The organism is Petrotoga sp. Shatin.DS.tank11.9.2.9.3 (assembly GCF_003665005.1).
GTDB lineage: Bacteria > Thermotogota > Thermotogae > Petrotogales > Petrotogaceae > Petrotoga > Petrotoga mobilis.
Map to the genome: position 1 here is coordinate 84,179 of NZ_JGVT01000005.1, position 23,865 is coordinate 108,043.

Genomic DNA, 23,865 nt, shown 5'->3' on the forward strand with positions numbered 1-23,865 from the left:
ATCCGCTCAATGCATCGTCTCCTGGCCCGAGTTCACGAGGAACAGATTCCCCTGTTAACGCTGCAGTGTCAACCATTGAGTTTCCTTCTATAACCTTGCCATCGAGGGGAACTTTTTCTCCTGGTTTAACAATAATGATGTCACCTATGTTTACCTCTTCAGGAGATACTTTCCTGATCTCATCGCCAACTTTAAGATTTGCATAGTCAGGACGAATATCCATCAAAGCACGTATTGATTTTCTGGAGTGACCTACAGCTATATCCTGAAACAATTCACCTACCAGATAGAACAGCATAACTGCTACACCTTCTGGATACTCTCCAACGAAGAAAGCACCAATGGTAGCAATACTCATCAAAAAATGCTCACTGAATACCTGACCGCGGGCAATACCTTTTATTGCTCTTAAGACAACCTCTCCACCAACTATGATATAACTAATAATAAACAAGGTAAGCTCAAGCCAATTTTGGAAATTAAAGATGATTCCCACGGCAAATATTGCTCCACCGACCACAAGTCTTATGATTTCTTTTTTGTTGACACCTTCTTCTTCCTCTTCGTTATTTTCGTTTATTTTGGTCTTGGAGTTATTCTCCTCAAAAATGACCTTTACATCTGGCTCTATTTTCTTTACTATGCCTTCAATCTTCTTATTTAACTCAGAGCGGTTGACTTTCGGACTTATTTCCAGTGTTAGTTTCTTCGAAACAAAATCTACTGCAGCAAATTCAACTCCTGCTAGACCGCTTATTTCTTTTTCCATTTTAGCTGCACAATTCGCGCAGCCAAGTCCTTCAAGTATTAATACTATTTTATTGCTCTTGTTAACGGATTTTTCTTTCACTACCACATCCGGTTCGTGCTTGTGCACTATGGTTTTAACTTGCTGTAATATATTCTTATACTCTTGCTCTGATTCAATTTCTAAAGTCAATGTCTTGTTCATGAAGTTCATATAGGCTTTGACTCCATTTAATTTATTAACCTCATCTTCAATTTTAGCTGCACAATTTGCGCAATCTAAACCTTCTAAAATTACTTCCTTCTTTAACATTACTGACCCTCCTTTACTTACTTTCTTCTGAAATATGAATTAATCCCTGGTCAAATATTTGCTTTACATGTTCATCTTCAAGAGAGTAGAATACAATCTTTCCTTCTCTTCTGCTCTTTACTAGTCCAGCCTGCTTTAAGACTCTTAGCTGATGTGAAATTGCTGATTGGGTCATATTTAATAAGAATGCAATATCGCAAACGCACATCTCTGATTGATCTAATGCCCAGAGTATCTTAATTCTTGTTGAATCTCCAAAAACTTTAAATAGTTCTGCTAAATCGTAAAGGCTTTCTTCTTGAGGCATTTTATCTCTAACTTGATTTACAATATCCTCATGAATTACATTGCAGTCACATCTTTCAATTGAATTAAATTTCTCAGTCATATTATCACCTCTTTTTAAATCATTTCATCTGAATACTTGAGCTGTTATTCATATGTTGTGTATTTATTATATTATAATTTTTTTCATATGTCAATAGTTATATGAGCATTTATTCAAGTGTTTTTTAAATATTATTTGAAATATCTCAAAACTATCTACTACGACATTAGTACCATAAAAGGGTGGTTTCAATACAAACATTTTTTAAAAAAATATTATTGTAGGTTCTAAAATAGTTTGAAATAAAATTTCAATCTAATAAAAAACTATAGTGGTAGCTGTTTCAAAACAACTACCACTACTTTAGATTATATAAAATTCTTATCATCCCAGAGGATTATTTCTACCTCTTTCTGAGCCATCAATTTCTCCACCTTTATGATGTCTTCACTCAATTTACCCTATGTCATCTATAAATCACCCCAAAAACAGGGGTCAAAAAACGGTGTTTTTTACTCTTTTTTCGCTCCAAAATCGTCCTTGAACCACTATATATTGTGGTCAATCTCTACTCTTTGCCATCTGAACCACAATACGTCATCAGAATTATACTCTCAACGTGCCTTGAGTAGACAATAATGATGTCGTAAGGACCCACTGGTTCCTTGGCGGAGGGTTATTTTTCTCTAATAAGAGTTACTCTGATCTGTTTTTTCGAATGAAATCTCTGGCCAATTCGATAGTAAGGTGCATCACTACTTTGACACATTATTGTTCTGTTGAACCGTTGCCACATTTTTACCGACCGGTAAAAATTGTGCGCAATAAAACTTTCAAATAATTGTGCCTTACTTGAAAGCTTTATTCGGCACAATTATTTGAGTTTATTCTATATAGTTCTTATCTCTAATCCTTTAATAAATCTAGATGCTTGTTGATTTTTTTTGTCTCCCCAAGGCATAACTTTAACCTTAGGATATGTCAAAAAGCAAATTCGTTTTGCTCTTGTTACAGCAACAAACATATTATTTTTTTCTTGTTCCATTTCCTTTCCATTTGCTCTTACTGCTCTATAGTCAGGGAACGTTCCTTCCGATAAACCTATAACAAAAACAACTTCATATTGTAGCCCTTTAGACATATGCGCAGTTAATAAAGAAACGCCTTTATCATTTGATATATCCTGTGTTTTTCCTAACGCAATATAACTCCTAAATGAAATAGCACTTCTATACTCTCTTTCAACTTGCATGATATATTTGCTCCAATGCTTTTGCCACATTTCAATATCATTAAAGATCAAATATTTTTCTTCTTCTTGAAATTCTGTGCTATTTTCAACAAAATCAGCAACCGCTTTCAACGTCTTCCCAAATTCAAAATTCACCTCATCAAACTTTTTAAGCTCTTCAATGATTACTTTATGGGACTCACTTTTCAAAATTAATTCTAATAGTTCCATACCGGAACATGAATTGCTTGTATCAGGCACATCCACTTTTACTATTTTGCATAATTCTCTAAGATGAATTATATCTTTGCAATTTATTAATAACCTTAAACTAAGATCAAACACTTTGATGAATTCCGATTCAATTTCAATTCCCGAACTTGATTTTTTAAAGTAATACGGAATACCCTCATCTTTCAATTTATCTTCCACTTTGTTTAATACATATCTATTACGCGCAATTATTGCAAAATCTTCAAAATCGAGTGGATGATCAATATCACTATGACCGTTTTCCATTAGTGTCTTAAAATTCTTAATAATAAATAAGGCTTCCTCTTCTTCATCTTGTAACTCATGTGCGCTTAGTTCGCCTTCATAGAAATAGTTTGATACACTATCTGATTCTTCCAATGTATTGGCAAATCGAACTATGGATTTTGCTGATCTAAAATTTTCATTTAATACATAAACTGTTGGTTGGAAATTGGATACAAAAGTCTTACTCATTAAATTACTGTCTGATCCATTAAATCCATAGATGGATTGATTTTCATCCCCTACCAACATAATGTTATTGAATGTCTCACCACACAGAGCTCTAATTACTTCGTATTGCGCAAAATTTAAATCCTGAGCTTCGTCTACACAAATGAACTTGTATATACTGGTGTACATTTTCGTTACATTCGGATTTTCAGTTAATATTCTATACGCATAAAATAAAATATCATCAAAATCAATTGCATTTTGTTTTTTTAAGTACTCGTTATACTCTATATATATTTCTTTAAACGCTTCATTTCCATCATAAACTTCAGGAGATACAAAATTCTTCTTCTGCTCTGAAATAAGTTCTAAACATTCATTTAGAAACACTTCCGGTTTCTCTTTACTTTTTAATAATCTTAGAAGTTCACTATCTTTTAAAAATATATCTGCTAACATTTTCTTTCTATCATCATTGTTTTCAAATAAAACTAGCTCAGTTCCTAATCCAATGAGATTGCCTCGTGATTGAACAATATCGAGACAAAATGAATGTATTGTTCCTACATTAACATTTTCAATATAATCTTCTACTGCTTGGTCTTCCAATAATCGATTCTTCATCTCTTCAGCAGCCAAATTACTAAATGTTAACGCCAAAATTTTACTTCTTTTATTTGTTAATAACAGTTTTTTTATTCGTTCAATTAATACTCTAGTTTTTCCACTTCCAGGTCCTGCCTTAACTAAAAGAGCCCCATCAGTAAAATCAACTATTTGTTGCTGTTTCTCCGACAGATTTAACATCAATATACTCCTCTCTTACCTTGATCCCTTGTTGAATAGATATTTCCTTAAACAAAGACAATAATTTTGAAGGTATCCTCAGACTAAGCTCTTCATCTCTTACTATATGTTCTGCAATTGCCATCGCATATTTAGCTTTTGCTTTTTTTGCGGTGATGCATTTATAAACAAGTTTCTGAGCTTCATCAAGTCCATCAATTACTTCCACGACATCTTCATATATATCTTGACCACATTCTTTGCAAGGTGGCTTATCTGTCTTTCTTCGCTTTGGCTGTTTGTCATTTGATTCCTTTGCATTTTCACTATATTTCTCAAAAAATGTCTTTGTTACCTGTTCAAGACCCTCAACTTGCGTTTCAGTCAGTTCATTTTCTTTCTCTTCAACTTCATTTACCGCATTGATTATGTGTTCTGAATAGCCACTTTTGACTAAATATTTCTCGAAGTCTTCACCATTATCTAAAATAATAACGTTTTTCAATTCTGATACATCTTGATTACTCATTACTTTAACAGCATTTTTCACTCCTTTGATTGGTTCTTTTTCACCATCACTAAAAATATACCATTTGATTCCAAATTTTTTGATTAAATTTAAAAATGTTTTATAATTCTGACCGTCAACACCGATTATATTAATTCCTAAGAAAACAGGATCTACTCCAAAATATTCTTTAAAGTAAATTGGTAAAGCTTGCTCTTCGGTTATCCCTTCACACAATACAATCCCAGAAGAAAACAAAAGTTCTCCCCGTGTTTTTATTACTTCTCTTCTAATTTTCATTATTTCTTCTGGTTCATACTCAGCTTCCAAAAACCTTTGAACTTTTGTTATCCCATTTTCTTTATAAAAATGTATTAAGTTTTTTAGTTCTGATTGTGCAACAACACTTGGTGAATGTGTGCTTACAACTTTTTGCCCACGGAAATCTTCAATTTGTGAATATAATTGTCTTTGAGCTTGTGGATGTAAGTGAGCTTCTGGCTCTTCAAGAGTCAACATTACATAATCATCAGCATCATCATTTTTAGCCTCTTTGTGGAATTCTTCGACATATGCACCTAATGTTAAAAATGATATCCAACTGCGAGTACCCATTCCATGTTGTGCTATTGAAAATTTAGCTGCGTTTCCATCCTTTAAGGTTATATCCATCCCTTTATGCAAATCTCCCAAACTTCTCGCCAGAGGCTCAATCTGTATATCACTACCTTTGTTTCCTAAAGTCTTTCCTATTTTAGCGATATTTACTGCCGCCTGCTTTAGTGATGGAATACTATTGATTATTTCATCATTGATATCATTCAATTGCTTTTCAATTTCCTGTGTTTTTTCTGGTGTAATATCTGTTTTTGAAGTTGTTTTTCCAAAATAAGATTTTTTGCTTTTAAGGTCATCTGAAATATCTCTTTGTGCATCCATAAAAAATGAGTTTATATAATTATTCATATCTGATCCAAACTGTTGTGGTTTACCTACTTTACTTTCCTCAATATCTGAATTCCACTCTTTAATTTGTTTTCTAGTAATTCCATAGTCGTTCTTCTTTATATCATACTCAACGATTGATCGTATACCAACGTAATTTCCGTTTGTAGCATCAGTCGTTATCCATTTTTCTGTAAATGCAGAATTCCAAAACTCATTGAACTCTCTTTCTCTTTTTCCATTTTCATTTATTGGGACAATTAAAATATCAATTATCGCCCTCTTATCTGTAGAGAGCTTTTCGCTATCTTTTACAAAAATATCTTCCTTACTTACATCTTTATACGAATTCAAGGACAAATCTATTGCTTTTAAAAAATTAGTTTTGCCACAATTATTTTGGCCAATTAAAATATTCGTATTTTCTAGTTCAACTTCAACATTTTCTATAGAACGAAAATTCTGTATTCGAATTTTAGTTATCATGATTCCCATCTTACTCACCCCATTATCTTCTTTTAAATACCCAGCTTATCGAAGAGAATCTTATTTCTCTTTTTCGAATCCTTGATAATTTTATCAAATGACAGAATTTCCACATATGCATTATAGGTATCATTAAACAGATAGTATCCCATTTTATCAGGTGTATGTTTAAAGCTATTGAATCGAATGGTTTTTTCCAAGCTTGGAGTGATGTCACATACGGCATAAAGATAAAACTTTGTGCCATTCCCCGCTATAATTTTTCTTCCATATTTGTCTTTAGCTTTGCCTGATTTAATCTTGTCTACATATTCATATAATTGAGTAACTGGATTTTCCGCAGTTGAGTAATCATCTCTCATTGGTCGTTTCAATTCAAAAAGAACTATAGTGTCAAATTCACTTCCATCATTTTCTTCATCAGATACCGCAACTGGATTGTCCAATATCATGATATCTGTACGTTCTTCTTTATTATCATTGTTAAAAGGGATATCCGAAGAAATAAAGCTGCAGTATGCAAGTTTCTCATCTATGAGCCACAAATTATGGTTAGCATACTCAATCTCATCAGATGTCGTTCTCATCGGATAGATTATATTATGAACATAGCTTTCTTTGTTAAATTTCTCACTATCATTTTTTCTCAAGGGGCTTCGCCACATTTTTTTGACTACTTGTCAAGCATTTTTTTCGATTTTGTATTATTTGTTTCTATGATTTTCCACAAAAAAAGAGTAGGATACATTTTCTGTACTCTACTCTTTAGAGAATTCTATTACACCTGTCTTAACTTAATGACATTGACAAATCATCCCACCTTTCGGATTTCCACTACCCCTCATCAGTTCTGTCTTATAAATGTTTGTTTATCCAATCAATAATATCTTCTGTAACTTCATCCCTGTTGATTTCATTCAGCAATTCATGCCTTGCCCCAGGATATATAATTAAGTCAACTTCTTTTATCCCTGCTTTCTGATACAATTCCTTTGCTAATTTTGCACTTTCACCGTAGAGGGTTGAAGGATCCTGATCCCCGGTAATAAATAGAATTGGCAGTTCTTTATCGATTCCTTTTATCTTTTCTTCATCAAAAATATCGTACCCTTTCGCAAATTCGTATAAAAAGCCTGCAGTTCCGGGATTTCCGCAAAGCGGATCCTGAATATATTTATCCACTTCAGCCTCATCCCTGCTCAACCAGTCAAAAGGTGTCCTTTCTGGCTGAAATCTTTCATTATAGGATTGGTTCACCCCCTGCAGATTTACATCAACATAATCTCTACCATGCTGTTCTATTATTGTTTTCGCAAAATCGCATATCTGTTTTATTTGTGGAATATGAGCCGCACCACAAAGTATTGTGCCTTTCAGCCCACGTCCGCTGTACTTTTGAAGGTACTTTCTGCAAATAATTGTACCCATGCTGTGGGCAAAAAGAAATATAGGAAGACCAGGGTGTTCGGAGGCTGCGATTTTATAAAGCCTGTCGATATCATCAACCATACCTTCGAATCCACCTTCATTAATGTGTATAATAGCTGGGTTCGCAGCAGTTTGTCCATGTCCTCGTTGGTCATGTGCATAAACTACAAAACCGTTTTCATTTAGTACCTTTCCAAACCGAACATAGCGTCCCGAGTGTTCCGCTGCGCCGTGTACAATCAGGACGATTCCCTTGAGGTGCCTACCGGCCTCGGGTAATAGCTTTCTAACAAAGATTTTCAGTCCACCCTCTACTTCAAAAGTAAATTCTTTTGCTAACATCATGATCTCCTCCTCACATTTTTTTGTATTTGCCGTATGCACTGCATCAACCCAAAGACTGTACCATCCCGGTAAATATAACGCCAATTGCAACCGCGCCTGCATCCGGATATCCGATGCTTCGATCACCTAGATAGGTTGCTCTTCCTTTCATCGCAATAATTTCTTTTGTTTTCTCTGCCCCGGAAACTGCTGCATCGGCAGCTTTTTTCATCGCCACAATCATCGTTTCTCCGGCTTGGTTGCTATCCCTCAAGGACTCTGCAGCAGGAATTAAAGCATCTAGTAATGTCTTGTCTCCAAGCTTTGCCCCTCCTCTTTTTTGTATTCCATATCTATTCACCTCCAATCACTCATTCGTTTATATTTTAAAGGGCAATGCATCTGATGGATAATCCAGCAACTCCTTTAGTTGCGCATCCAATTTTAAAAATGCTTTGTCATAAGCATCAAGGGTACTATCATTGCTCAAAAACATATCCGTAGCTGTATCACATAACGTTTTCAAATAAGTACAAAAATTTTTACGTCCTACATTTGCACTTGATATACTAATATCTTTGTTATTCTTTAAAATTTCAGATGCTTTCAAACTAATTCAACTTCACTCTCTCTTATTGTCATTATGATAATATTGTCTTGTTAATATCAATAATACCATAAGATAGAACGGTTGTCAATAGGGCAAAATAAAAAAGCCACACTTTTTTCGTGTGACTCTTTTAGTATTTTTCAGGATAGATAGCAAATAAAACAGTACTGGCTAACGCTTAACAGGTTTCAGTTTACTTTGAATGGGTTGCATTGGTCATTTTTATCGGTATTCTTTAACACTTCGGTTATTATCTTACTACCTTCTAACCTACGAGAGAAATCGTCACTGTAAATGTTCTTGAATTGTTCGTCTGCTTGCTTAGTGATTTTCTGTTGTAAAAACGGATTGTTGTAATCAAGACTCATGCTATCACCTCTTTCCTATAGTATAACACATTCGAGAGTTCGTTTAGGAATAATCAGAAAGCAGCATCCAAATAAAACGCTGTCTACCAGGTTGATAGGAACTGTCATTTCGGGGTTTTTAGCAGTTGTTGATAGGAACTGTCATTTCGGGGTTTTTAGCAGTTTTCCGTCGAAATTCGGATTTTTCTCCGAACTACAACCATTTTTCCAGCCCGAACAACTGAACCAATCAAAAATTTTCGGCAACGCCAACAATTAGCATTATTGTTCAGTCTATTTTTGCTGTCAATACCTGATTCTCACCAATTTGACAAAACTTTAAAATATATCTCCCACGGGTCGCTGTATAAGCATCGATTTCGAGGTGTTATCCTGTTCTGCATAAACTTCGTTTTTGGGTATTATACCGACACCAGTGCCAGCTCAGGAGGTGAACGAGCGCAGACGGTCTCTGGTTGCTCTCGTTTTTGCTGACTTGCCCAGTCAATAATCTTGGTAAGCTCTTTAGGATCCTCGATAATCGCCACAACCGACATTGTCCCCTGACATTTCGGACAGACAAATGGGTCTACCTCGTAGACTTTTTGTAACAACCTTGCCCAGCTTAAGTATGATAGACTGTTTTTCGTACATCTCACTAATGAGATTAAAGCAGTTCTAAAATAGGTGTTAAAGCCATATACGCTGGTGTGGTATATGATACTTTAGTTCTTGAAGAGCGCCCGAAAAAGAAGGCTTTAAAGTCTTCTAAAAAGCAACCACAAAAGCGTACTCCTGTAAAGCCTGCTGCTGATCATCCATGGCGACAAATGCCACAAAAGAGGCCCAATTTCGCGTACGAAGAAACCGACCGTGAAATTATTGAAATGCTCAATCAGCTCTTCAATTCCACACGAGCATGGGCCTGAGAGAAGATATTCTTAATTTCATCATACCGCTTTTGATAAGTTTTATCAAGGGCTTTTTTTCCCATGCTCTTTTTTAAAGTAGTTTACCTGCAATGGCTGTCAAGTAGATCGTGGAATAAGTTGGCCTGACCCGCAAAGCCTTGCTACTTATGCCGCGAAAGCTACTTGACTGCCGACTTTACAAACACGCTTTTGTTTATGCCGGTGGGTGGCTCCATAGGCTTTACCCTAATTTTATCACGCACCCGGCCTTAGCTATAACTTAGCGAAAAAACTCACTTTTCCATCTTATCTCACTTTCATGATTTTTCTCTTGTCGTTATTTCTAACTCGTTACTTAAAAAGCAAAATTATATCTCGAAAGTGACATTTTCATAGAATAAAATCATGATTTTTTAGGTGACATTTTCACAGGTTATTGACAGGGGTATTTGTGGTGGTTCAGGCATATATGGAGTAAATAGCCATCCTAGTTTTGAAAAACTTTCATATACACAATGTCTGTGTATATGGGTTATTAACTTATTCTCATTCGGAGTTGATTCTCGAACAGTATATTGTGTATACACTGGTGAAAAGTTAGACTGTATCAATGCCTTTTGCCTTTGTATAGTTTTTGCCCAGTCAATATTTCCACGGTCTCTTGTTTTATATACAGGTTCAGTTTCCATATAGTAACCGTTCTTCTCCATAAAATAATATATAACCTCTAGATAAGCATTAATAGGAAAGTCGACTGATTGTGGGGCCTCAAACTTATTCATAGCAAGCACTCGGTCAGAGCTATCAGTAAACTCAGCCAACACTTGAAACAAATGAAGTATATCACGTTTAACATCTATTTCATTCTCTGGAAGATGATAACCAACAGGGAAATAGACTACTACATCAATCATTAATGTCCTGTTATAAGAAGAGCGATTTTATGAAATGATGAGGATTTCAAAAAAAGTTGTGTTATGCATCGAGTGAGTGGATGTCATACGTCCGGAGCTTATAGATATGCGCCTCGTCATACGGCAGCATATATTCACCGCGCAGGGGAGCTTCCCTCATTGACATCGCTGATAAAGGCTGATATAATCGTATTCTCGTATCTCAATTATGAATCCAAATAGTTATAAGACATCTTATTCCTTTGAGAACAAAAATTAGTTTAATCAATTTTTCTCTCAATGTTTAAAACGATGTCTGATTGCATTTTTCATATTTAGAATCAGCATTAACCATAAAATGATTTTAATTGAGTTTATCCTGGAGGGGAACAATGAATCTGAAAAAGTATTTTACAAAAAACTTAGCTGTATTGGTACTTATATGTATCAATATAATTGTCTTTATCGCTCTAAATGTATTTCCGAATCTTGGTGACAATTTTCTGCTGAACGCTGATCCCCAAATAGCCTTTGAGAAACCATGGACTTTAATAACAGTCTTTTTTTCTCATGTACTTCCAATACATATTTTATTGAATATGCTTTTGGTTCTTATCTTTGGTACTGAACTAAATAAAGAAACAAGCGCAAAAGTACTTTATTTTGCTTATGTTGTTTGCGGCTTTATTGGCAGCTTAACTATTTTTATATATGCCCCGTTGATCGACTATAATGGTGGATTGATATCAGGTGCATCAGCTGCTGCTTTTGGTATTGTTGCAGCTTATGCTACGCTTAAGCCGGATGCATTGATCTTAAATTCCAAGTCTAAATATTGGCTGATAGCATTATTTGCAGTTAATGCGATCCTAACGATAAGAAATCCGCAAGTTTCTATTGGGGGTCCTGCCCACGCGGTAGGTATCGTGGTAGGAATGTTTATCGGTTGGTTATTAAAGAAAAAGCTTAGTGTAAAAAGCAACGATTAGTTTTATTAGCTTCAAAACCTATGATAATAGTACGAACGGAGAAGATGCATGGCAGTCAATAAATCAAAAAGAGCAAGGATAGTTATCACAATATTATTGGTATTCCTATTTCAGCAAGCTTGCAGCAAACTTGGTTCACTTGTTGCTAACATGTTTGACTACAGCACAATTGATAAGAATGGTGTATTTGCCTGGATCTCTATACACCACATAGTTCAGGCACTTTTAGCATTAGTGCTTATTATTATAATGTCAAAAACATATAATATCGATTTTGGGTTAAAAGTTGGTGATAAAAGGACAGGACTAAAATATGTCAAGATTTTTACTTTGGCAATGTTGGCATATATAGCGATCATATCTGCTATCAGATATCTTAGCGGGCAAATATCGCAATATGACTATCCATTGACCTGTACAAATGTATTAGGTTATTTAAGCTTTCAATTGTTTCTTTCAGGTCCTTCAGAAGAAATTTTGTTTCGGGCCTTGCCAATTTCAATAATTACATGTCTTATTCCAAGTGAAAAGGGCATTAAGATATCAAAGCTGCATATTTCATGGGCAAATTTGATTTCTGCGATATTTTTTGCCCTTGCGCATATAAAATGGACGGTGAACCCGTTTTCGGTAAGTATGAATTATTTCCAGTTACTATTTTCGTTAGTGTTAGGAACAATGTATGGTATCGTATATCAAAGGAGCAAAAGTGTTATATATCCGATGATGATGCACAGCCTATCAAATGTGGCGATAGTTGGGGCCGAGTATATTTTATCGATAATTTGATACTTTTTCTGGTAATGGCAAGCCTGTGCCTTATATAAAAGGTACAGGCTTGAGTTGATCTTAACGATTTTTTTTGCAGAAAGTTAAACAAATTCCAGTCCATATTACTATACAATTCCAAAAGGAATATTAGTTTGTTTCCTGTTGCTATTCGCAATAATATTAGTGCTCCTCCTCAACTGGCGGTAATATTATAATCCTATAGATTCACTTCTATTTCTAACCCAGACTTAAACTCAATCATTATCCTGTCATCATATACAATGGCTTTTTCAACTAGTTTTCTGACCAGTTTATCATCAAACTCCGTAATATCACCAGTTTGCATATCAAGAAAGTCCGTCATCTCAGCAATCCGATCTCTCTTATCTTGGCGGAGAGCGTTTCTTGAAAGTGTTTCTTGTCTTAAATCTCGCAACCTATAAATTTCATTTACAATATTATTGTATACTTCCTTTGAATTTGCCTTTTGAATTAACTCGGCTTGAAGCTCTTCCAGCCTTTTATCAATATCTGCCGTACTCTCGTCCAAATCCTCGTTTAATACGGTTTCAATATTCTTTTTCAGTATGGCCAGGAAAGAGTTTTTCCCGCTGACGGCTATATTGATAGCTTCTACAATCTTCTCTTTGAGAGTATCTTCAAGTATAGTGGAAGCGGTACAAAACAAACCGGTGTTTTCCAATCTGCTGACGCATCTCCAAACGATGGATTTTTTCCCTCGGTTATTCCAATGAACCCTGCGGAATACTTCATGACACTTGCCGCAGAACACCATTTGGGATAAGGGATGATTATTGCTGTAGTTTCTCTTCTTTCCGTTCTTACTTATATGCACACATCTTCTGCGGACAAGCTCTTCCTGAACCTGCATATAAATTTCACGCGGGATTATGGGCTCATGGCTGTTTTCTACATAGTATTGAGGAACTATGCCGTTATTGGCCACCCTTTTCTTCGATAAAAAATCTACTGTATAGGTTTTCTGCAACAGCGCATCACCGATATATTTTTCATTCCTCAAAATCTTATTGATGGTGCTGGTATGCCATCTGTGATTGCCTGCACCTGTCAGAATTCCGTCAGCTTCCAGACCTCTTGCTATCTGTAGCATACTGGAACCTTCAAGGTATTCTCTGTAAATGCGTTTAACGATCTCTGCTTCTTCAGGTACGATAACTAAATTGCCATCCTTATCCTTTGTATAGCCAAGAAACCGGTTGTGATTAATATGGATTTTTCCTTGCTGATATCGGTACTGAATACCCAGTTTTACATTCTGGCTTAACGATTGGCTTTCTTGCTGCGCCAAAGAAGCCATAATGGTCAGCAGGATTTCCCCTTTGGAATCCAATGTGTTTATATTTTCCTTTTCAAAGTAAACTGGAATATTTTTTTCTTTAAGCTGCCTTATGTACTTTAGGCAGTCCAGCGTATTTCTTGCAAAACGGCTGATAGATTTCGTAATTATCATATCGATTTTGCCCTGCATACATTCTTCTATCATCCGGTTAAATTCTTCACGCTTTTTCGTGTTGGTTCCAGTAATCCCTTCATCCGCAAATATGCCAGCTAACTCCCATTCCGGATTGCTTTTAATGTAGTTTGTGTAGTGCTCAATTTGCGCTTCATAACTGGTTGCCTGCTCCTCGCTGTCCGTAGAAACACGACAGTAAGCTGCTACTCGAAGCTTAGGCATTTCCTCGGCCTTTGCACTATTTCCAATTCGCTTACGGGCGGGAATTACCGTAACATTCCTGTTTGTCATCTAAAATCACCTCGCTCTTAATAAGACTATAAGCATACTCTGCCTGCTGAAATGGATCATCGTATAGATTATCTGGCATTGAAGCATGAAACCTAAAATTCATGCATTTCTTTTCATTTCCTTTATGTTCATAAATCCTACCAAGTGCCTCTGCTCGCCTGCGTCTTTCCAGTTGTGCTTTTTCGAATGTGTCCTTGCTGATAATTGGCGGATAAAATTTGTCCTCAACATACCGTTTATCTGCCAGCATTCTTGCAACAGATGTGTGGTAACGCTTAATACCCGCTTTTTGTGCCGCTTCGCTTAAAGAAAGCCCGGAAAGATAAACTTCAAATAGTTTCTTAATCATAATCGCTTCCTTTTCATTAACGACAGCCCTGCCATTTTGAATGGTATATCCAAAAGGTATATGGCTCATTATTTCATCAACCTTTCCCTTAAAATCAACCCGCATTTCATTTTGAAACCTATTTTCTCCTGTGAAAACACAATGATTTCGCGGGTAAAATCCTCAAATATTTCACTATCAAATGCATCAATCTGCTTTTCAGCTTTCGTTGCAAATTTAAGAAGCTTCTCAACCTCAACGAGGATAGTCTGACTCCCATCGATTGTGCGTTTTATGGCTTCTTTTTGTTCTTTTAATAAAGCCGCTTCTTTAAGCAGCTCATTTTTCTGTGTATTAAAAAGAGAGGGTTCCAGGTATCCCTTAGCCATAAGTTCCATGATTACCTGAACCCGCTCTGTATTTTCTTTGATTTTTGTTTCCAGTTCTTGAATCTTCGCTATATTATCTGAGTAATTTGTTCTCTTTAAGCTTTGTAGCAATGGTCTTAGAATGAATTTATGACCAAAAATAAGCTTATTGATCATTACAACAAAGGCCTGATGAATTGCATCCTCTCTGACAAACTTCATGGAACAGCTTGATGCGTCCTTTATATGCTTTGTGCAGCACCAGGCAATATATTTACGGTCACCGCTTCCATGAATTCGACGCTTAAAACTGCTGCCACATTCTGCACATTTGATATTCCCCGAGAATGGGTAGCGTTTTTGATACTTGCTGCTTCCCTTGATTACACCTTTTTCTTTTCCTCTTTGCCTTAAAATTTCTTGGGCAGCTTCAAATTCCTCATGGGATATGATAGCTTCATGATGAGCTTTTATCATGTACTGATCTTTTTCCCCACGATTATAATGCCGCTTAAAATTCTCATCTGTATAGGTCTTTTGCAGAAGGACATCCCCGGTATATTTTTCATTGCTAAGGATACCGCGGATAGTGGTCGCTGTCCAATGTGACCCTCTCTTTGTTGGGATTTTGTCCAAATTTAACCCATCTGCAATTTTCTGTGTGCCTTTACCAGCCAAAGCCTCGGAAAAAATCCGCTTTATGATTTCAGCCTGTTCTTTATTGATAAATAGCTTTCCATCCACATAATCGTAACCATAGGGAGGATACGAAATTTTGTATGTTCCGTTTTGGAACCTACGTCTGATAGACCACTTACTATTTTCTGCAATGGATAATGACTCGTTTTCTGCAAGACTGCTCAAAATTGTCAGCACCAATTCGCCTTCCATGCGCTGTGTGTTTATATTCTCTTTCTCGAAATAGATGAAAACACCGAGATCGGTAAGTTTTCTCACCATCTCAATACAGTCGGTTGTGTTTCTGGCAAATCTGCTGACCGACTTGGTTATAATAAAGTCAATTTTTTTGTTTTCGCAATCTGCAAGCAGTCTCAAAAGTCCAGTTCGGTTTTCCTTTTTTGTGCCTGATATGCCTTCATCATAATAAATCCCTGCAAATTCCCAATCAGGATTTGCTTTTATATAGGATTCATAATGGTCCTTTTGTGCTTCCAGGCTTGCCATTTGCTCATCACTGTCTGTTGAAACCCTGCAATAAGCCGCTACCCTCACCTTTGGCTTGAAAGCTTGGAGAGCATTGTTTCCATCAATCCTTGTTACCTTTCTCACTGTTTTCACCTCCTTTGGGCATGTGACATGTTACCTCTGTGTGCCGCTAATAGCAAGCTAATTAGGCCATAAGCTGTGCATACATCGGCGAGAAAGTTTTGCGGTTCAACTTGTCGATTTTGTTGAATTCTTCTTCTGAAATCAGTCCCGCCTTAAGCATCTTTTGCAGGATTTTATATGCCCGCCAGTAATCAACCTCTCTTTGAATTTCCTCCTGTGTTATCTTTGAATAGTTCGTTTCCTGCGGGTTATATGGTAAATGATTAGCCGCCTCTATCATTCAAGCACCTCCTATAAAAACTTAGGACAGCCGCGATTGGCTGTCCTTTATCGTTATTCCGGCAATTTCAGAACTTGTCCGGGGTAAATAGTATCTGAAGTCAGACCATTGAGTTTCTTAATCTCCGGATATCTTGTTCCTCTACCGAGTTCTTTTTCCGCTATTCTCCATAAGGTATCGCCTTTTTGCACTGTATAGGTTCTATTGCACTTGTTATCAGGAATGCTGTTTACAATTACAAGGTTTTCTTTTGCTACCCAAGTGTTTATGCCTGCAATCTCTTGACCGCCGGATTTCTTAACCTTTTTGCCAAGCAAAACACATTCTTTGCCGCCTTTTATGACCGGCTTGCCTTTGTATAAAGTCTGTGTGACCCTGTGGTAATAGTCATTTTTGACCCACGTTGGAACTTCCACACTGCCGGGGTAGTAATTCTTTACACTGACCTTAAACTCCACCATATCTCCAATTCCAATATCAGTATTGATATCTGTACTGTTCTCCAGCGCTTTTTTTACTGCTTTACGGAAAGTGTCCATATTCTCCCCATGCTTGGGAAACCAGTGCATCACATCAGCATGGTTGCTGGCAATACCGAGCTTATATCCTTCGGAGTGGCAGATGATGTCATTCTCATTAAGACCGTACTTCTTGCAGAGCATAACGCAGAGTTCAACAGCATTCTGCCACGCTTTACGGAAATAATCTTCCTGCTTTGCTGCATCATAACCCACCATTACCGACCCGGATTTATACGAAAACCCAGCAGGCTCACAGATTTCAAAGCCAATATGGGTATTGTTGGCTGCTCCTCCCGCATGCCACCTGCGATGATCCCAAGGCAAGTATTGCCAAACCTCTTTATCGTCTACAAAAGCGTGAACACATACCTGCCTATTTATATCGCCGGCCTTGTAAGATTTGTTCCAACGGGAAAACCACTCAGCCGCCATTACGCCCGGCACAGCCGTCGAATGTACCATGATTCCTTTAGGCGTGATTTTCCGACCTGCCGTATAGCAGTCGTTTCGCGTCATGTACTTTGTAAAAAGCTTCATTTCTTCTCATCCTCCTCAATTGAGCGGCCATGCAGTTGTTCCAGCGCGTTCTTCAGCTTTTCAGGAATGGGCAGTCCTATATGTGCTGCATTTTCCAGTATTGAAATGCCCTCGTTGCTCAAGTAAAAGAAGATGACCGCTGTCCGGATTGCCCCGCCGCTTACGAGCACCTGGCTGTCGATGATGTGTCCCACACCCACCAGCACAAAAATAAGCACCTTCTTGAAGATGCCCTTGGCTCCGACTTCACTTGAAAGCTTTCTGTCTATAATGGCACACATCACGCCGGTCACATAGTCAATGGCCACAAAAGCGACGAGAGCATATAAAAATCCATCCAGCCCTCCAAGAAACCAGCCAAGAAATCCGCCAATAGCAGTAAAAACCGCCTGCCCCCAGTTCCATACTGTTTTCATTGTCTTAACCCTCCGTTCAACTTGAGTTTTGCATATAAAAAAACGCCCTGCCTTATAGCAAAGCGCTGAATTAATAAAACATCTAAACTATATTTGCTTCGGAAGCGCTTCCCACAGTCGCATATCCTCCTGTCCAAGCGACCAGATGGCTATGCCTCGCAGTTTCCACCGATAAGCCGCTTCATTTGCCCAGTAAACAAGGCTGTCTACATCCTGATAATACAGAATAGAAAAACCATCCGCATCTCCGAGGAAGAGACGGGATATCCAGATATTGATGTCTTTCGGTATAATCTTTACTTTATAGTCATTACCGCAAGAAAGCGCCAAAAGTTGTGAGTGGAAAAAGTCATAGTCCATCGAAATGTCCTCACTGCGAGTTACCGATTCCTCCACATCGCTATTTACTGAAAACACCTGAAATTCATCATCCCACGTGACACCAGTGCGAGCAAGCCTGCCAAAGCCGGTTATAGTTCCATCCGGAAGCTCCACATCAAAACACTCGTATGGTTCATATACCCACGCATCGCCCAGCCGCAGCAGCTACATCTGTTCAAGACCTTGAAAGAAATCGAGGAAGAATTTAAGGTCGTACAGAAAGTACCTTATAAGTTTTCCTATCGGTTCGAGGACGATTCTGGTAAGCAATCTAAGATGATGATCGAGGATTGGGAAATCGGTATGCTGTATTGGAATTGTCTGAAGAGAGCAAATAAAGACGAAGCTGTGGCAATCGCAAAGGTCAAGGAAAAATGCTTCGATTGGTTCTTGACACGGGATTTGTACTTCTTCCTAGGAACAACAAAGCAGTTTCACAATGTATCTCCTAACCCGTTCATTATTATCGGTGTCTACTACCCACCGAGATAAGTTACCGTAAAAACCGCTTTACCAATTTTACGGTGGCAAAGTAGTATCTCTGCAAAATGCTTTCCTTTCGATGCGATTTACTCTGACGGTAAAACAGTTATTGTCCTTAGTGGGGAAGCCAAGACATCTTTGGTTGCTGCAATCCAAGAAAATTTTAAGAGCCATTCCTTGCAAGTCGGCAAAATTCAGAAAAATTCTACTCATTCCCCGGGGATGCTGGAGGTCTTTAAGAACAACAAGGATGTTTTGAACATACGGGTTCGCTCATTGACATTAGGTGCCTTGTGCTTGCTGGTAATTTTAATGAAGTTACAATACAAGGTGTAAATTTTTATGGGATATAGACTCGCCAAGTATTAAGGCTGAAGTTGAGTGCTTGTGAAGTGTAGGTAAATTCCTGGGTTGAGTGCCTATCACCTACTCAAGCCAATTAAATAGCATGAGCGGTTAGGGGAATTCTGCTGTAGAATAAAGAGAATAGTAAAGTGCAATCCGAAGGAAGGCTTATGAGGATAATTTCTGTTAAAATTTCAAATTACAGGAACATCGACGGCATATCCGTCTGCTTCAACCCGGACTGTAATTATATTGTTGGTGAAAACAATTTGGGCAAAAGTAACTTCTTATCTCTTCTTGACACTGTATGCAGTGGCAAGGGGTTTGAAGAAGCGGATTTTGCCAACTACGAAAGTCGAACTGGACATCAAATTGCTTCCCTACGAGCAGGGTTTTTTTGACGACAACTTCTGTTCAAATGATGCTTCCTTGCTGAAAATTCGTTATCTTCAGACCATCAAGGAAGCATATCCAACAATCGTTAACGAAGACTCAAACGAGAGCATACCGAAGCCGCTGATCAAAAAAATCAACTTTCTGAAGTACGAGACCACGTCTGTCCCAAGTAGAGAATTACGCCTTGATTCGCAAAAGGTAGCAGGACTTCTCATAAATGGAATCATCGAGCGATTTATTTCCGATAGTGTTCCAACATTTCTGAATGATGAGAAAGTGAATAAGCTGACGGATTTTATCAACAGTCATCTAGGCAAAATCCGCAGCTTCCACGACTACTTCATCAAGGCAACCATTGCCCCAAATCCAACAGAAATGCTGATGAGCCTTTTCTATCTCTCTGATGGTGATAGGAAAATTGAGTCGACAGGAAGCGGTGTCCAGTATCTGGCGATGGCTTCGATAAACATACTGCGCCAGATAATGGAGTTATACAGAAGTAAGTCCACTCCGTTTGAGGAACACCTATATAGCGACGACAAAGGCAAAAAACTGATGCCACTCGTATTGTCGATTGACGAACCAGAAGTCCACCTTCACCTGTACTTACAACGGTCGCTCATCGGCTACTACAAGAGAATTCTGCAGAATCAAGATGCTGAATTCACCGAGCTTTTGAAGAGTTGCTTTGGTATAGATGGCATAGACGGACAGTTAATTATCGTCACACACTCAACGGACGCATTGCTTGGGGATTACCGTAACCTTATACGTTTTTACAAGGAAGGTGATAAAACGGCGGTAGTCAGCTGTGGAGCGAACTGAGCAAAGTAAAAGCTTAAGTCTAAAACACTGATAAACAAAGGAGAAGGAAGGCATGTAGTGACACTTTTGAAAAACAGAGAAAGCAAAAAACGCCTTTTTGCTATTATTCATGCCTGTTTTAGAATTCTTACGTTTTTGTAACTGTCAAACTCAGGAAAATCATCGGTACAATCCTGTGTGGCGAAGATGGAAGAAGAGGATATCTCTACCATCTTGCGGTTGATAAGAAGTATAGAAGAAATGGGATAGGGAAAGAATTGGTAAACTTGGTTTTAAATAGTTTAAAAGAAAAAGGTATCATAAAATGCCATTTGTTTGTTTATTATGAGAATGAAATTGGTAAGGCATTTTGGGAAAAAACAGGGTGGTACAAGCGCGATGAGTTACTTATTTACTCAAAAGATATCAAATAAATCAGGGGTTACTATTGATCACAGGTTTTCTCACAAATATACCGTTTGCCTTTTCCACCATCGCTATCATAAGAAAGGCTAATATCGTTAAATATATGGGATATAACCTTATATCGAAATGTTCTTGCAAAAATCCAAACAAGGGTGGCATAAGAGTTATTCCAAGATATGCAGAAGCCATCTGTACCCCTATAATGGAATGTGAAACATCCTTACCAAAATTAGTTGGTGTTGAATGTATCAAACTTGGATATATCGGTGCACAACCTAAACCTATGAGAATAAGGCCTATAAACGCCGTATAATTGCTAAAAGGAAGAATCAATAGTAACAATCCTAAAATAATGATTCCTTGTCCTAAACGGATCATATTTTTATTATTCATTTTGAATGTTATAAATCCAGATATAAACCTTCCTATTGTAATTCCGAAATAAAATGAAGCAGCCCATTTGGCCGCTATTTCAGCAGCTATACCTCTATTTAGAACTAAATAACTTGCCGCCCACAAACCAGTAGTTGCCTCTAAAGCACAATAAGAGAAAAAGGCGATCATAATAGACATTGTCCCGGGTAAAGTAATAACCTCTTTTAAAGAATAATTTTTATATTTTTCTTCTTTGGTTTTGTTACCTGTTTTCTTCTCTTTCCACAGCGGCAAAGTAAAAAACAGTACTGAGGTTAGAACAATTTGAATTAACGAAATAGTAAAATATCCTGAATTCCATTTAAAACCCTTAGTCAACAATATTCCCATAATATATGGTCCAATTGTGGCTCCAACTCCCCAAAAGCAATGTAACCAGTTCATATGTCTAGCTTTGTAATGCAGGGCGACAAAATTGTTAAGTGCTGCATCAACACTTCCTGCACCTAAACCGTAAGGTATCCCCCACAAACACAAATGCCAAAAAGAAGTTGATATAGAAAAACCAAACAATGCTATAGCAGTCATTCCAACGCTTATGGCGGTTAGTTTCCCAGTACCAAGTTTATGAATAAACTTACCGCTGAACAAAGTTGAAACAATAGTTCCTCCAGAGATAATCATTGATAAAATTCCTGCATACGATACAGGTACGTTTAATGTTTCATACATGCTTGGCCAGGCTGACCCTAAAAGAGCATCTGGCAATCCGAGACTGATGAATGAAATATAGATAATCACTAGTAAGATAGAATACATATTAAAATCTCTCCGTTGATTTAAAATTTAAATGGGTTAGAATGATAGTATAGGTATTTTTAGTGACTGATTAGATTTACAGATTTAATCCTAAATTTTGAAAATGCTTTTTGCTAAAACGCATTCCATAAAAACACAAAAATGAATATGCATCCCCATGCATTTCCTGATATTTCTCTTACTATTAGCATACCATAAATAATGATAATTACAGTTAACAATTGGTATCCAAATCATTTTTTAGTAGCTTATGTCTTTTGGATCAGTAAGTATCCATAGATATTTACTTTGTCCGAAAACTTTTTCAAACACATTGACAAAATTTGATATGATGTATATAATAGTATCATATCAAATAATTTTGATATGAGGTGATATCTTGGCAACTGTTTATGAAGAACAGGCAAAAGTATTTAAAGCGTTTTGCGATGAAACACGTTTGAGAATACTTCAACTACTTCGTAGCGGTGAAAAATGCGCTTGTGTTTTGCAAGAACAGTTGAATTTGGGGCAGTCGGGACTTTCCTACCACATGAAGATTCTGGTTGAATCAGGTGTTGTAGAGAGCAGGAAGGAGGGGAAATGGACATACTACACAATTAGTGAAAAGGGTAGTGAGTATGCCGCTACTTTGCTGAAAAGGTTAACAACCCCTAAAGCGAATGCAAAAGGAAATAAATGCTGCAAAACCAAACCATCTAATGATAACTTTAAAGCAGAAAAACACATTGAAATTATTTGACATTAATATTATTTTATTGAAAGAAGAGCAGTCACAGTTTTGACTGATATGTGATCTATTATGGCGAGCTTTTAGAAGTGGTTGTGGTCCTAAAGATTTTGCAAAAAATCAAATAGAATTTGAAGGGTGGTTATATGAAAAAAAGCGAAAATACAGGGATCAGTTTTTTTGAAAAATATCTAACAGTGTGGGTTATCTTGTGCATGATTGCAGGTGTACTGATTGGTAGATTCCTTCCTGGAATTCCTGAGTTTCTCGGACGCTTCGAGTATGCCAATGTATCCATACCGATTGCCATACTCATCTGGCTCATGATCTATCCCATGATGCTGAAGGTCGATTTTCAAAGTATTAAGAACGTGGGCAAAAATCCAAAAGGGCTTTTTGTAACATGGGTGATAAACTGGCTCATCAAGCCTTTCACCATGTTCGGAATCGCTTGGTTATTTTTCTTTGTAATTTTCAAAACGCTTATCCCTGCAGAGCTTGCCCAGGAGTATCTGGCAGGTGCCATCCTTTTAGGAGCTGCTCCATGTACTGCAATGGTATTCGTATGGAGCCATCTAACAAATGGTAATGCTGCATATACTGTGGTGCAGGTTGCAACTAATGATTTGATTATCCTTGTAGCCTTCACGCCGATAGTGGCATTTCTACTTGGTGTAGGAGGAGTATCTATTCCATGGGACACGTTGATTCTGTCTGTAGTTTTGTTCGTTGTCATTCCACTTGTGGGCGGAGTGATAACTCGGAACTATATCACCCGTAAGCATGGTCTAGAATATCTTCAGAACCAATTTATTCCGAAGTTTGGAAATGTCACAACCATTGGACTTCTTTTAACATTAGTCATCATTTTTTCATTTCAGGGCGATGTTATTCTCAATAACCCTCTACACATAATTTTGATTGCAATACCTCTGATTATACAGACATTCCTTGTTTTTTTCATAGCCTATTTTTCAAGTAAGGCATTAAAGCTGCCTCATGATATTGCTGCACCAGCCAGTATGATTGGGGCGTCAAATTTCTTTGAACTTGCTGTCGCTGTTGCGATCTCTCTTTTCGGTACACAAAGTCCTGCGGCCCTTGCTACCATAGTCGGCGTTCTAACTGAGGTCCCTGTTATGTTGATACTTGTAAAGATTGCAAATAGTACAAAAGAATGGTTCAAGTATGCATAAACCAAAGGTTGATTTATATAGTTTCATAACTCTTATCTGAGCTACTAGATTACCGAGGA

Annotated in this window: 23 protein-coding genes and 2 pseudogenes (1 of these 25 running past the window's edge); 7 read left to right on the forward strand and 18 right to left on the reverse strand. The window is 37.3% G+C overall.

What is annotated here, in order from left to right; all coding sequences use genetic code 11:
• The 10 genes from BZ25_RS05370 to BZ25_RS05425 all read right to left on the reverse strand — a co-directional run.
• Nucleotides 1–1,060 carry the 5' portion of a heavy metal translocating P-type ATPase gene (locus BZ25_RS05370; RefSeq protein ID WP_121514575.1) on the reverse strand. It extends 1,301 nt beyond the left edge of the window, so only the first 1,060 of its 2,361 coding nucleotides appear in the window; it begins with the start codon at nt 1,058–1,060; the stop codon falls past the left edge of the window.
• Between the two features lie 13 nt (nt 1,061–1,073).
• Nucleotides 1,074–1,448, reverse strand: coding sequence for a metalloregulator ArsR/SmtB family transcription factor (locus BZ25_RS05375; protein WP_121514574.1), 375 nt, complete (start codon nt 1,446–1,448; stop codon nt 1,074–1,076).
• Nucleotides 1,449–2,277: 829 nt separating this feature from the next.
• Nucleotides 2,278–4,134, reverse strand: a complete 1,857-nt coding sequence (locus BZ25_RS05380) for an ATP-dependent helicase (RefSeq protein ID WP_103898171.1) — start codon at nt 4,132–4,134, stop codon at nt 2,278–2,280.
• Nucleotides 4,097–6,061, reverse strand: a complete 1,965-nt coding sequence (locus tag BZ25_RS05385) for an ATP-dependent endonuclease (RefSeq protein WP_103898170.1) — start codon at nt 6,059–6,061, stop codon at nt 4,097–4,099. Before BZ25_RS05385 ends, BZ25_RS05380 begins: the two co-directional genes overlap by 38 nt.
• Before the next feature lie 23 nt (nt 6,062–6,084).
• The gene (locus BZ25_RS05390; RefSeq protein WP_199676859.1) at nt 6,085–6,717 is read right to left on the reverse strand and encodes a hypothetical protein; all 633 of its coding nucleotides are present in this window, start codon (nt 6,715–6,717) and stop codon (nt 6,085–6,087) included.
• A 190-nt stretch (nt 6,718–6,907) separates the two neighbouring features.
• Nucleotides 6,908–7,822: an alpha/beta hydrolase gene (locus BZ25_RS05395; RefSeq protein WP_121514573.1), complete on the reverse strand. Its 915-nt coding sequence runs from the start codon at nt 7,820–7,822 to the stop codon at nt 6,908–6,910.
• A gap of 46 nt (nt 7,823–7,868) precedes the next feature.
• Nucleotides 7,869–8,165 carry a DAK2 domain-containing protein gene (locus tag BZ25_RS05400; RefSeq protein ID WP_199676860.1) on the reverse strand — a complete coding sequence of 99 codons (297 nt, stop codon included), beginning with the start codon at nt 8,163–8,165 and terminating at the stop codon, nt 7,869–7,871.
• A gap of 18 nt (nt 8,166–8,183) precedes the next feature.
• Nucleotides 8,184–8,414: a hypothetical protein gene (locus BZ25_RS05405; protein WP_103899243.1), complete on the reverse strand. Its 231-nt coding sequence runs from the start codon at nt 8,412–8,414 to the stop codon at nt 8,184–8,186.
• 188 nt (nt 8,415–8,602) lie between these two features.
• The gene (locus BZ25_RS05410) at nt 8,603–8,782 is read right to left on the reverse strand and encodes a hypothetical protein (protein ID WP_103899242.1); all 180 of its coding nucleotides are present in this window, start codon (nt 8,780–8,782) and stop codon (nt 8,603–8,605) included.
• Nucleotides 8,783–10,085: 1,303 nt separating this feature from the next.
• Entirely contained in the window at nt 10,086–10,586 is a 501-nt protein-coding gene (locus BZ25_RS05425) for an LlaJI family restriction endonuclease (protein WP_103899240.1), read from the reverse strand.
• Nucleotides 10,587–10,957: 371 nt separating this feature from the next.
• Here BZ25_RS05425 and BZ25_RS05430 point away from each other — a divergent pair, with 371 nt between their 5' ends.
• Nucleotides 10,958–11,554, forward strand: a complete 597-nt coding sequence (locus BZ25_RS05430) for a rhomboid family intramembrane serine protease (protein ID WP_103899239.1) — start codon at nt 10,958–10,960, stop codon at nt 11,552–11,554.
• Between the two features lie 48 nt (nt 11,555–11,602).
• Nucleotides 11,603–12,343, forward strand: coding sequence for a CPBP family intramembrane glutamic endopeptidase (locus BZ25_RS05435; RefSeq protein ID WP_103899238.1), 741 nt, complete (start codon nt 11,603–11,605; stop codon nt 12,341–12,343).
• 199 nt (nt 12,344–12,542) lie between these two features.
• Here BZ25_RS05435 and BZ25_RS05440 read toward each other — a convergent pair whose 3' ends face one another.
• The 7 genes and pseudogenes from BZ25_RS05440 to BZ25_RS05470 form a co-directional block, all read right to left on the reverse strand.
• A complete protein-coding gene (locus BZ25_RS05440; protein WP_121514572.1) occupies nt 12,543–14,111 on the reverse strand; it encodes a recombinase family protein in 1,569 nt (522 codons plus the stop codon).
• Complete coding sequence (locus BZ25_RS05445; RefSeq protein WP_121514571.1) at nt 14,074–14,565, reverse strand: recombinase family protein; 492 nt, start codon at nt 14,563–14,565, stop codon at nt 14,074–14,076. Before BZ25_RS05445 ends, BZ25_RS05440 begins: the two co-directional genes overlap by 38 nt.
• Nucleotides 14,529–16,097, reverse strand: a complete 1,569-nt coding sequence (locus BZ25_RS05450) for a recombinase family protein (protein WP_121514570.1) — start codon at nt 16,095–16,097, stop codon at nt 14,529–14,531. Before BZ25_RS05450 ends, BZ25_RS05445 begins: the two co-directional genes overlap by 37 nt.
• 61 nt (nt 16,098–16,158) lie before the next feature.
• A complete protein-coding gene (locus tag BZ25_RS05455; protein ID WP_059031384.1) occupies nt 16,159–16,377 on the reverse strand; it encodes an SHOCT domain-containing protein in 219 nt (72 codons plus the stop codon).
• 53 nt (nt 16,378–16,430) lie between these two features.
• Complete coding sequence (locus tag BZ25_RS10585) at nt 16,431–17,435, reverse strand: N-acetylmuramoyl-L-alanine amidase (protein ID WP_012208272.1); 1,005 nt, start codon at nt 17,433–17,435, stop codon at nt 16,431–16,433.
• The gene (locus tag BZ25_RS05465) at nt 17,432–17,851 is read right to left on the reverse strand and encodes a holin family protein (RefSeq protein WP_012208271.1); all 420 of its coding nucleotides are present in this window, start codon (nt 17,849–17,851) and stop codon (nt 17,432–17,434) included. Before BZ25_RS05465 ends, BZ25_RS10585 begins: the two co-directional genes overlap by 4 nt.
• Nucleotides 17,852–17,938: 87 nt before the next feature.
• Nucleotides 17,939–18,397, reverse strand: a pseudogene (locus tag BZ25_RS05470) (glycosyl hydrolase); the annotation flags it as partial.
• A gap of 833 nt (nt 18,398–19,230) precedes the next feature.
• On the opposite strand from BZ25_RS05470, the gene BZ25_RS10660 reads away from it, so the two are divergent.
• From BZ25_RS10660 to BZ25_RS05490, 3 genes and pseudogenes are all read left to right on the forward strand, one after another.
• On the forward strand, nt 19,231–19,461 hold the full coding sequence (locus BZ25_RS10660; protein WP_146026685.1) for an AAA family ATPase: 231 nt from the start codon (nt 19,231–19,233) through the stop codon (nt 19,459–19,461).
• Nucleotides 19,400–20,281, forward strand: coding sequence for an AAA family ATPase (locus tag BZ25_RS05485; RefSeq protein WP_041534021.1), 882 nt, complete (start codon nt 19,400–19,402; stop codon nt 20,279–20,281). The genes BZ25_RS10660 and BZ25_RS05485 overlap by 62 nt, the downstream gene beginning before the upstream one ends.
• A 137-nt stretch (nt 20,282–20,418) precedes the next feature.
• Nucleotides 20,419–20,694 (forward strand): annotated as a pseudogene (locus tag BZ25_RS05490) (GNAT family N-acetyltransferase); the annotation flags it as partial.
• A gap of 1 nt (nt 20,695) precedes the next feature.
• Here BZ25_RS05490 and BZ25_RS05495 read toward each other — a convergent pair.
• Nucleotides 20,696–21,880 (reverse strand): sugar MFS transporter, encoded by a 1,185-nt coding sequence (locus tag BZ25_RS05495; RefSeq protein WP_121514569.1) that lies wholly within the window; start codon nt 21,878–21,880, stop codon nt 20,696–20,698.
• Between the two features lie 379 nt (nt 21,881–22,259).
• Between BZ25_RS05495 and BZ25_RS05500 the strand changes: the two genes are divergently transcribed.
• Nucleotides 22,260–22,622: a helix-turn-helix transcriptional regulator gene (locus BZ25_RS05500; RefSeq protein ID WP_121514568.1), complete on the forward strand. Its 363-nt coding sequence runs from the start codon at nt 22,260–22,262 to the stop codon at nt 22,620–22,622.
• Nucleotides 22,623–22,756: 134 nt separating this feature from the next.
• Nucleotides 22,757–23,806 carry an ACR3 family arsenite efflux transporter gene (gene arsB, locus BZ25_RS05505; protein WP_121514567.1) on the forward strand — a complete coding sequence of 350 codons (1,050 nt, stop codon included), beginning with the start codon at nt 22,757–22,759 and terminating at the stop codon, nt 23,804–23,806.
• Nucleotides 23,807–23,865 lie beyond the last annotated feature (59 nt).